General features: G+C 65.5%; 1 protein-coding gene. It reads left to right on the forward strand.

Annotated features, from left to right (window positions below):
- Positions 1-816 (forward strand): amidohydrolase family protein (locus G7A99_RS21765; protein WP_163144034.1); only part of this gene is annotated, 816 nt, incomplete at its 5' end.
- Between the last annotated feature and the right edge of the window lie 69 nt (positions 817-885).

Here is an 885-nt window from a genome sequence, read left to right on the forward strand (position 1 = left end):
AACGCCTACAGCTTCGTCGAGATGATCAACGGCCCGGAGGAGATGCGGCGTGCCGTGCGCATGCTGCTCAAGGAGGGGGTGGATCAGATCAAGCTGAATCTCTCCGGGGAGAACATCACGGGCAACGTCATGGCGGAAGAGACCACCATGTCCGACGAGGAAGCGGAGATGGCGGTACGCGAGGCGCGCCGCAAACCGGGGGTGCGCGTGTGCGCCCATGCCCGCAGCAACGAGTCGATCCGGATGTGCCTGCGCCTGGGCGTCGACATCATCTATCACGCGAGCTTCGTCGACGAGGAAACCCTGGACATGCTCGAGGAGGCCCGCGACAGGATATTCGTGGCACCGGGGATCGGATGGCTCGTGCAGACGGCCTACGGCGCCGGCGACTGGGGCCTGACCCCGGAGATCGCCGCGGACCTCGGCTACGTCCGCGAGCTGGAGGCCGCGATCGACTCGATGAAGCGCATGATCGAACGTGGGGTCAAGGTGCTGCCCGGCGGCGACTACGGCTTCGCATGGACGCCCCACGGGACCTACGCCAAGGACCTGGAGTACTTCGTCGACCTGCTCGGGCTCTCGCCGATGGATACGCTCGTCGCGGCGACCCGCCTGGGCGGAGAGATCATGAAACAGCCTGACGAGCTCGGACAGGTTCGCCCCGGCTTCCTTGCCGACCTGATCCTGGTCGACGGCGATCCACTCAAGGACATTCGCATACTTCAGGACCACGACCGTCTGCTCGCGATCATGAAGGACGGGCAGTTCCACAAGGCCCCGTCCGCCCGCATGAGCCATCAGCAGGAGGTGGCGTAAGCGCAATGCGGGAGCGTCCCCGCCGTTGCCCCGGGTATCTCGACTGCTTGAAAGGATCGCGGCCGTGGG

This window comes from Arhodomonas sp. KWT, from assembly GCF_010993615.1.